At 71.0% G+C, this 8,772-nt stretch carries 10 protein-coding genes and 1 riboswitch; of the genes, 9 read left to right on the forward strand and 1 reads right to left on the reverse strand.

What is annotated here, in order from left to right:
- On the reverse strand, window positions 1-1,856 hold a 1,856-nt coding region (locus AB8Z36_RS21975; protein WP_369215073.1), incomplete at its 3' end, for a glycosyl hydrolase family 18 protein.
- A gap of 257 nt (window positions 1,857-2,113) precedes the next feature.
- A riboswitch (FMN riboswitch) is annotated at window positions 2,114-2,244 on the forward strand.
- A 232-nt stretch (window positions 2,245-2,476) separates the two neighbouring features.
- On the opposite strand from AB8Z36_RS21975, the gene ribD reads away from it, so the two are divergent.
- From ribD to AB8Z36_RS22020, 9 genes are all read left to right on the forward strand, one after another.
- Window positions 2,477-3,532: a bifunctional diaminohydroxyphosphoribosylaminopyrimidine deaminase/5-amino-6-(5-phosphoribosylamino)uracil reductase RibD gene (gene ribD / locus AB8Z36_RS21980; RefSeq protein ID WP_369215080.1), complete on the forward strand. Its 1,056-nt coding sequence runs from the start codon at window positions 2,477-2,479 to the stop codon at window positions 3,530-3,532.
- Between the two features lies 1 nt (window position 3,533).
- A complete protein-coding gene (locus AB8Z36_RS21985; RefSeq protein WP_369215074.1) occupies window positions 3,534-4,175 on the forward strand; it encodes a riboflavin synthase in 642 nt (213 codons plus the stop codon).
- Between the two features lie 56 nt (window positions 4,176-4,231).
- The gene (locus AB8Z36_RS21990; RefSeq protein ID WP_369215081.1) at window positions 4,232-4,819 is read left to right on the forward strand and encodes a nicotinamide mononucleotide transporter family protein; all 588 of its coding nucleotides are present in this window, start codon (window positions 4,232-4,234) and stop codon (window positions 4,817-4,819) included.
- Window positions 4,816-6,114 carry a bifunctional 3,4-dihydroxy-2-butanone-4-phosphate synthase/GTP cyclohydrolase II gene (locus AB8Z36_RS21995; RefSeq protein WP_369215075.1) on the forward strand — a complete coding sequence of 433 codons (1,299 nt, stop codon included), beginning with the start codon at window positions 4,816-4,818 and terminating at the stop codon, window positions 6,112-6,114. The genes AB8Z36_RS21990 and AB8Z36_RS21995 overlap by 4 nt, the downstream gene beginning before the upstream one ends.
- Before the next feature lie 30 nt (window positions 6,115-6,144).
- Window positions 6,145-6,630, forward strand: a complete 486-nt coding sequence (gene ribH / locus AB8Z36_RS22000; RefSeq protein ID WP_369215076.1) for a 6,7-dimethyl-8-ribityllumazine synthase — start codon at window positions 6,145-6,147, stop codon at window positions 6,628-6,630.
- Window positions 6,631-6,665: 35 nt separating this feature from the next.
- On the forward strand, window positions 6,666-6,938 hold the full coding sequence (locus AB8Z36_RS22005; RefSeq protein WP_135330016.1) for a phosphoribosyl-ATP diphosphatase: 273 nt from the start codon (window positions 6,666-6,668) through the stop codon (window positions 6,936-6,938).
- Window positions 6,939-7,015: 77 nt separating this feature from the next.
- Window positions 7,016-7,873 (forward strand): ATP phosphoribosyltransferase, encoded by an 858-nt coding sequence (gene hisG, locus AB8Z36_RS22010; protein ID WP_369215077.1) that lies wholly within the window; start codon window positions 7,016-7,018, stop codon window positions 7,871-7,873.
- A 20-nt stretch (window positions 7,874-7,893) separates the two neighbouring features.
- Window positions 7,894-8,361 carry a PH domain-containing protein gene (locus AB8Z36_RS22015; RefSeq protein ID WP_369215078.1) on the forward strand — a complete coding sequence of 156 codons (468 nt, stop codon included), beginning with the start codon at window positions 7,894-7,896 and terminating at the stop codon, window positions 8,359-8,361.
- Window positions 8,362-8,558: 197 nt separating this feature from the next.
- Window positions 8,559-8,772: CNNM domain-containing protein (locus AB8Z36_RS22020; protein WP_369215079.1), on the forward strand; the 214-nt coding region annotated here is incomplete at its 3' end.

Below are 8,772 nucleotides of genomic sequence, written 5' to 3' on the forward strand. Positions count from 1 at the left end.
GCGTTGCCGGGGGCCGAGGTGGAGTAGTCGAACTGGAACTCCGTGCCGCCGGGCAGCGTCGTCTTCGTGTTGTTGGTGATCTTCACCTTGGGGGTGATCGGGTAGTTGGAGTCGCCGAGCTTGAAGTCGCCGAACTCGACGCCGATGTTCACCGCCTTGGCGGGCAGCTCCTTGTTCGAGACCTTCGCGCCGTAGGGCTTGGCGGCCTTGAACTTGTCGTACATCAGCGAGGTGAGCGTGTCACCGATCTCGTACTGGCCCTTGGCCGCGTTCCAGCGGTAGTCGCCCGCCATCTCCCAGACCATGGTGCCGCCGATGCCGCGGTCGACCACGTAGTCGGCCTTCTTGGCCACCGACGTCTCGTCCTCGGTGGAGAGGAACACCTTCTTCTCGGCGTTCCACAGCCAGGGGGCGACCAGCGTGGAGTCGTACTTGCGGGCGTAGGTGCCGGTCAGCTTGGTGTCGGCGGGGAAGCCGTACTTGGTGACGTAGTCGCCGACGATCCCCTTCTCCAGGTTCTTCGCGTGCCACATCGGGTTGGAGCCCGCCGGGGACTCCTTGCCGTTGTCGTCCTTGTCGTGCCAGAGGTTGTCGATGCCGACCGCGCCGTCACCGCACTTGGTCAGGCCCGACCCGGCGGGACAGCTGCTCGCCGCCGCCTTGCCCCACAGGCCGTCGGTGCCGCCCTGCACGTTCTTGTGGCCCCGGGTGTAGTACGGCAGGCCGATGTTGATGCGGCCCGCGGGCATCGAGCCGCGGAAGTAGTGGTAGGCCCAGTCGGTGTTCAGATAGCCGATGCCGCCGTACTGCTGGCTGCCGTAGACGTTGGCCGCGGCCAGCTCGGCGTCCTTGCCGTCGTCGAAGAGCGAGGCGTTGGGACCGACGTACTCGTTCCAGGCGCCGTGCAGGTCGTAGGACATGATGTTGACGTAGTCCAGGTACTTCTGGACCTGGAAGGTCTCCATGCCGCGCAGCAGATAGCCGGAGGAGGGGGCCGCCACGGTGAGCAGGTAGTGCTTGCCGTCGGCCGCGCCCGCCTTGTCGAGCTTCTCGCGCAGGCTCTTCATGAGCGCCGCGTAGCCCTTGACCAGTCCGCCGCGCCGGGCGTTGGAGATCCCGAAGTCCGCGGGGTGGCCCGCGTCCTTCATCGACGTCGGGTACTCGTAGTCGATGTCGACGCCGTTGAAGCCGTACTTCTTGATGAACGCGACCGCGGAGTCCGCGAAGGTGTCGATGCCCGCCTGGTTCACCGAGCCGTCGGCGTTGGTCGCCATCGAGTAGAAGCCGCCGGAGTTCACGCGCTTGCCGTCGTCGCCGAAGTAGCCGCCGGTCTCGGCCCAGCCGCCCACCGACATCAGCGTCTTGACGTTCGGGTGCTGCTTCTTGAACTTGTTCAGGAGGTTGAAGTGGCCCTTGTACGGCAGCGACGGGTCCATCTCGGCGCCCGCGACGCCCGGCCAGGTCATCCCGGTCGCGGCGTTCTTCTCGCTGTCGGAGCCGACGGACAGCTTGTTGTCCTTGTCGATGTGGCCGAAGGCGTAGTTGATGTGGGTGACCTTGTCCCACGGGATGTCCGGGGCGAGGTAGGCGGGCTCGCCGTTCTTGCCCGTGCGCCAGCCGGTGAAGTAGCCGATGACGCGCCGCTGGTGGTCGGCGCCCATCTTCTCGCGGCCCTCGCTGTCGTAGACCGAGCAGTAGGGCACGGAGACGCCCGGGGTCTGGTACAGCCCGTCGGGGCGGCAGGACGCGTCGTCGGCGGCGTGCGAGGTGCCGCCGGAGACCATGCCGAGCAGCAGTCCGGCGACGGCGGTGCCGGTCGCGAGCAGGGTGGGTCTCGCTCGGGTGAGGGACGGCATGGGAGAACCTCCAGGTACGGGGGTGGTGCGCGAACGGGGCGGAACACACGGGCGAAGACGTGAAACGTGCCGGGGCCCGGTGTGCGCACACCGTCGGCTCCCGCTCCTCTGAGGTGACGCAGAGATTAAGAGGACTAGACCAGAGCGTCAATAGGTCTGGACCAAAGTTGGTTCACTCTCGAACTTGTGAGCCAGCCCACAGGCGGTCTCCCGGCGGTGCCGCGATCAGACGTGGCACACTGACCTCGTACCAGAAGCAGCGCACTCCGGGGTCGGTGTAATTCCGAACCGGCGGTTACAGTCCGCGACCCGGTCGCCTCCAGCGACCGGTTGACCAGGTGAAATTCCTGGACCGACGGTGAAAGTCCGGATGGGAGGCAGTGCGCGGCGGGCGGGCATTCACGCACGCCGTCGTAATGGCTTGTTCCTGGCCTCCGTACGAGGCCGGGGGCGGTTCTCGGGATTTCCCGGGAGCCGGTCGCCGGGATTTCCCGGAACAGGTGTCAGCGGCGACGCGCCAGGTGCCGTCGCCCGTACGTGTCGTCTTTCGACAGCCCCGGAGTCCGTGCCCGAAGAGGCAGGAGGACCCGGTGGCCACCGCCGCAGCCGAAGCGACCGCCATGAGGCGAGCCGTCACGCTCGCCGCGCGCGGACTCGGCTCCACCAGCCCCAACCCCGTCGTCGGCTGTGTCGTCCTCGACGCCTCCGGCGAGATGGCGGGCGAGGGCTGGCACCAGCGCGCGGGCGGCCCGCACGCCGAGGTCAACGCCCTGCGCGCGGCCGGTGAGCGGGCCCGCGGCGGCACCGCCCTCGTCACCCTCGAACCCTGCAACCACACCGGCCGCACCGGGCCGTGCGCGCAGGCCCTCATCGAGGCCGGGATCGCCCGCGTCGTCTACGCGGTCGGCGACCCGAACCCCACCGCGACCGGCGGCGCGGCGACCCTGCGCGCGGCCGGGATCTCCGTGGCCCAGGGCCTGCACGAGGCCGAGGCCGCCGCGGGCAACGCCGCCTGGCTCACCGCCGTACGGCTCGGCCGCCCCCATGTCACCTGGAAGTACGCCGCCACCCTCGACGGCCGCATCGCCGCCGCCGACGGCAGCAGCCGCTGGATCACCTCCGCCGAGGCCCGCGCCGACGTCCACCGGCTGCGCGCCGAGTGCGACGCCGTGGTCGTCGGCTCCGGCACCCAGCGCGCCGACGACCCGCACCTCGCCGTGCGCGGCGTCCCGGACGCGGTCCAGCCGCTGCGCGTCGTCGTCGACACCCGCGGCACCGCCGTCACCCCCGGCGCCCGCGTCCTGGACGGTGCGGCGCCGACCCTGCTCGCCGTCGCCGACGGCGTACCGCCGCGGAGCGACGCCGAGACCGTACGGCTGCCGCGCGCCGAGGGCGGCCTCGACATCCGCGCCCTGCTCGGCGTCCTCTACGCGCGCGGGGTGCGCTCCGTGCTCCTCGAAGGCGGCCCGACGCTCGCCGGCGCCTTCGTCGCCGCGGGCGCCGTCGACCGCGTCGTCGGCTATCTCGCCCCCGTCCTGCTCGGCGCGGGCCCCGCAGCTCTCACGGGCGGCGGAATCACCAGCATCACCCAGGCGTTGCGGCTCGACGTGAGCGAGACCCGACGCCTCGGACCCGACCTGCGGATCACCGCGACCCTCGTAGCGAAGGAGCACTGACGTGTTCACCGGAATCGTCGAAGAGCTGGGCGAGATCACCGCCGTCGAGAACCTCCCCGACGCGTCCCGGTTCCGCCTGCGCGGCCCCGTCGTCACCGAGGGCGCCAAGCACGGCGACTCCATCGCGGTCAACGGCGTCTGTCTCACGGTCGTCGAGCACACCGGGGACGAGTTCACCGCCGACGTCATGGCGGAAACGCTCAACCGCTCCAGCCTCGGCGTCCTCACGGCCGGCTCCCGCGTCAACCTGGAGCGGCCGACCTCCGTCGGCGCGCGCCTCGGCGGGCACATCGTGCAGGGCCACGTCGACGGCACCGGCGAGATCCTCGCGCGCGAGCCGTCGGAGAACTGGGAGCTGGTCAAGGTCTCCCTGCCCGCCGCACTGGCGCGCTACGTGGTCGAGAAGGGCTCCATCACCGTCGACGGCGTCAGCCTGACCGTGGTCGAGGCGGGCCCCGACTTCTTCACCATCAGCCTGATCCCCACCACCCTCGCGCTGACCACGCTCGGCATCAAGCAGCCCGGCGACCCGGTCAACCTCGAGGTCGACATCATCGCCAAGTACGTGGAGCGCCTCATCGGCGACCGCGCCCACGCCCCCGGTCAGGAGGCCGCCACCCCGGCTCAGGAGGCCACCCAGTGAACTGGCTCAACTCCGAGGCGTTCACCGCCTTCGACCAGCACATCCTGTGGTCCGACATGATCGGCAACACCGTCGGCCTCATCGCCCTCGCGCTCGGCTGGCGGCGCTCGATATGGACCTGGCCCGCCCAGTTCCTCTCCGGCGTCATCCTGGTCGCCGCCTACGCCTCCGCGCAGCTCTCCGGCGGCGTCGGCAAGCAGCTCCTCGTCATCGGCGTCGCGCTGTGGGGCTGGCGGCAGTGGACGCGCGGCAAGCAGCAGGCGCAGGACGGCTCCATCGCCATCCGGTTCGCCACCTGGAAGGAGCGGGGCGTCCTGCTCGGCGGCACCGCCGTCGGCACGCTCGCGGTCGGCGCCCTGTTCAGCGCCGTCCCCGACCTCTCCTGGAACCCCTGGCCGGACGCCTACATCTTCGTCGGCACCCTCGCCGCGATGGTCGCCCAGGCCCGCGGTCTCGTCGAGTTCTGGTTCGCCTGGCTGCTCGTGGACGTGGTCGGCGTGCCGCTCGCCTTCAGCAGCGGCCTCGCCTTCTCCGGCCTCGTGTACGTCGTCTATCTCGCCCTCGTCCTGTGGGGCATGCGCGACTGGTGGCTGCGCTCCCGCGCGGCGGCCTCTCAGCCCGTCATGGAAGGAGCCCCGGCATGACATCGGCGCCCGTCTGGTACAGCACAGCACACGACGAGGATGTCTCGGACCTGTCCCTCGACCCCGTCGAGCAGGCCATCCGCGACATCGCGGCGGGCCGTCCCGTCGTGGTCGTCGACGACGAGGACCGCGAGAACGAGGGCGACCTCGTCGTGGCCGCCGAGAAGGCGACCCCCGAGATCGTCGCCTTCATGATGAGCGAGTGCCGCGGCCTGATCTGCGCGCCCATGGAGGCCGAGGAGCTCGACCGGCTGCGCCTGCCGCAGATGGTCGAGCACAACACCGAGTCGATGAGCACCGCCTTCACCGTCTCCGTGGACGCCTCCGCCGCGCACGGCGTGAGCACCGGCATCTCCGCCGCCGACCGCGCCGCCACACTCCGGCTCCTCGCGGGCGGTGAGGCCACCGCCGACGACTTCGTGCGCCCCGGGCACATCTTCCCGCTGCGCGCCAGGACCGGCGGCGTCCTCGCCCGCAACGGCCACACCGAGGCCGCCGTCGACCTCGCCCGCCTCGCGGGCCTGCGCCCGGCCGGAGCCATCGTGGAGATCGCGGGCGAGGACGGCAGGATGCTCCGGCTGCCCGAGCTCATCCCCTTCGCCCGCAAGCACGGCCTGACGATCATCTCCATCGAGGACCTGATCGCCTACCGCCGCTCCTCCGAGCCGACCGTCCGCCGCGAGGCCGAGGTCCACCTGCCCACCGCCTTCGGCGACTTCACCGCCTACGGCTACCGCTCCACCGTCGACGGCGTCGAGCACGTCGCCCTCGTCCACGGCGACCTCGGCGACGGCGAGGACGTCCTGGTCCGGCTGCACTCCGAGTGCCTGACCGGCGATGTCTTCCACTCCCTGCGCTGCGACTGCGGCCCGCAGCTCCAGGCGTCCATGGAGCGCATCACCGAGGAGGGCCGCGGCATCGTCGTCTACCTCCGCGGCCACGAGGGGCGCGGCATCGGCCTGCTCTCCAAGCTGCGCGCCTACGAACTCCAGGAGCGCGGCAGCGACACCCTCGACGCCAACCTGGAACTCGGCCTGCCCGCCGACGCCAGGGACTACGGCGCGGGCGCCCGCATCCTCGCCGACCTCGGCGTGCGCGGCGTCCGCCTCATGACCAACAACCCCGACAAGACCGACGCCGTCCTGCGGCACGGCCTGAAGGTCACCGGGCGCGAGCCCATGCCCGTCAAGGCGGGCGAGCACAACCTGCGCTATCTGCGCACCAAGCGGGACCGGATGGGCCACGACCTGCCCTGGCTCGACGCCCCCGGCGTCTCCGCCTGCGGCAACCAGTAAACACACCACGAGAGCGACCAGGAGAAGCGCGTGAGCGGCAAGGGTGCACCCGAACTGAGCGTGAAGAACTGCGGCGACCTGCGGGTCGCGGTGATCGCCGCGCAGTGGCACGAGAAGGTCATGAACGGCCTCGTCGACGGCGCCCTGCGCGCCCTGCACGAGCTCGGCATCAGCGAGCCGACCGTCCTGCGCGTGCCCGGCAGCTATGAACTGCCGGTCGTCGCGAAGGTCCTCGCCGGGCGCGGCTACGACGCGATCGTCGCGCTCGGCGTCGTCATCCGCGGCGGCACCCCGCACTTCGAGTACGTGTGCCAGGGCGTGACGCAGGGCCTCACCCAGGTCTCCGTGGACACCGGAGTGCCCGTCGGCTTCGGCGTGCTGACCTGCGACACCGAGGAGCAGGCGCTGGACCGCGCGGGCATCGAGGGCTCCAGCGAGGACAAGGGGCACGAAGCGGTCACCGCGGCCGTGGCCACCGCCACCACGCTGCGCACCGTCTCCGAGCCCTGGCGCTGAGCGGGGCCACGCGGGCGCGTAGAGTGAACGGCATCATGTCCAAGAAGACTTTCGAGGAGCTCTTCGCCGAGCTCCAGCACAAGGCCGCCAACGGCGACCCCGCGACCTCCCGCACCGCCGAGCTGGTGGACAAGGGCGTCCATGCCATCGGCAAGAAGGTCGTCGAGGAGGCCGCCGAGGTCTGGATGGCCGCCGAGCACGAGGGCAAGGAAGCCGCCGCCGAGGAGATCTCCCAGCTCCTCTACCACGTCCAGGTGATGATGGTCGCCCGCGGCATCTCGCTCGACGACGTGTACGCCCATCTCTGAGCCGCCTCCGGCACCCGGCTCGTCCCACACCCACCCGTCACGCCTCCACGACGCCTCACGCGAAGGAATCCGACCTCATGCTGCGCATCGCCGTCCCCAACAAGGGTTCACTGTCCGGACCTGCGTCGGCGATGCTCCATGAGGCCGGATACCAGCAGCGCAAGGAGTCCAAGGAACTCGTCCTCGTCGACCCCGGGAACGAGGTCGAGTTCTTCTACCTCCGCCCCAAGGACATCGCGATCTACGTCTCGGCGGGCCGCCTCGACCTCGGCATCACCGGACAGGACCTGCTCGTCGACTCCGGCGCGGGCGCCGAGCCGATCCTGCCGCTCGGCTTCGCCCGCTCCACCTTCCGCTTCGCCGCCAGGCCGGGCACCGCGGACAGCGTCGAGGACCTGGCGGGCAAGACCGTCGCCACCTCCTACGAGGGCATCGTCGCCAAGCACCTCGCGGAGCACGGCGTCGACGCCTCCGTCGTCCACCTCGACGGCGCCGTCGAGACCGCCATCGAGCTGGGCGTCGCCCAGGTCATCGCGGACGTCGTCGAGACCGGCACCTCCCTGCGCAACGCGGGCCTGGAAGTCTTCGGCGAGCCCATCATGACGTCGGAGGCGGTCGTCATCCGGCGCACCGGCGCCGACACCTCCGACCCCGCGCAGCCCAAGATCGAGCAGTTCCTCCGCCGCCTCCAGGGCGTCCTCGTCGCCCGGTCGTACGTGATGATGGACTACGACTGCCGTGCCGAGCACCTGGAGCGCGCCGTGGCCCTCACCCCGGGCCTGGAGTCGCCGACCATCTCGCCGCTGCACAACGAAGGCTGGGTCGCCGTGCGCTCCATGGTCCCCGCCAAGGAGGCCCAGCGCGTCATGGACGACCTGTACGCCCTCGGCGCGCGGGCCATCCTGACCACCGCCATCCACGCCTGTCGCCTCTGATCCGGCAGGAGAACCACCCCATGTCCGAGCACACCGAGCACACCGAGTCCGCCGGGCTCCCCGCCCTGCCCGTCACCTTCCGGCCCCGGCGGACCCGGGCGGTCCTGCTCGGCGCGGGCGCCGCGATGTTCGTGGTCCTCACGGTGATCGCCTTCCTGCTGCCCAGCCTCAGCCCGGGGGAGCGGACCAGCTTCGTCTTCACCGGCGCGCTCCTCCTCGGCGTGCTCGTGCTGCTCAGCAGGCCCAAGGTCGTCGCGGAGGAGTCCGGGGTGCGCGTCGTCAACATCGCGACCAGCCGCCGCCTGGAGTGGGCGGAGATCGTGCAGGTCACCCTGCGCCCCGGCGACCCCTGGGTCTTCCTGAACCTCAGCGACGGCACCAGCCTGCCCGTCCTCGGCATCCAGCCGGGCATCGCCAGGCAGCAGGCGATCGCCGACGCCCGCGCCCTGCGCGCACTCACCGAGGCCCGCGCGCCGCAAGGGGACTGACGCATCCCGGCCGGACCTGATTAACCTGGTGGCGGGGCGGCCCGTTGTGCCGCCCCGCTCCTGACGGGCCCGCGCGGCCCCCGGGGGCTCCTGCTATCCGAGGAGTGACTCCCTCCAGCGATGGACGGATCGTCCTGTAGTACCTGCGCCGCCCCCTCCCGGCACACCGGGACCCGCACGACACGGAGGGCGGCGGCATGACAGTCCCGCTGCTGCTCCTCGGGGCGGCATTCCTGCTGATCCTCGCCAACGGCTTCTTCGTGGCGGCCGAGTTCGGCCTCGTCACCGTGGAGCGGCCCGACGCGGAGAAGGCCGCGGCCGACGGCGACCGCCGGGCCCGTACGGTCGTCAGTGCCCTCAAGGAGCTGTCGTTCCAGCTCTCCGGCACCCAGCTCGGCATCACGATCACCT

The sequence above is a fragment of the Streptomyces flavofungini genome (assembly GCF_041028215.1).
Classification (GTDB): Bacteria; Actinomycetota; Actinomycetes; order Streptomycetales; family Streptomycetaceae; genus Streptomyces; species Streptomyces flavofungini_B.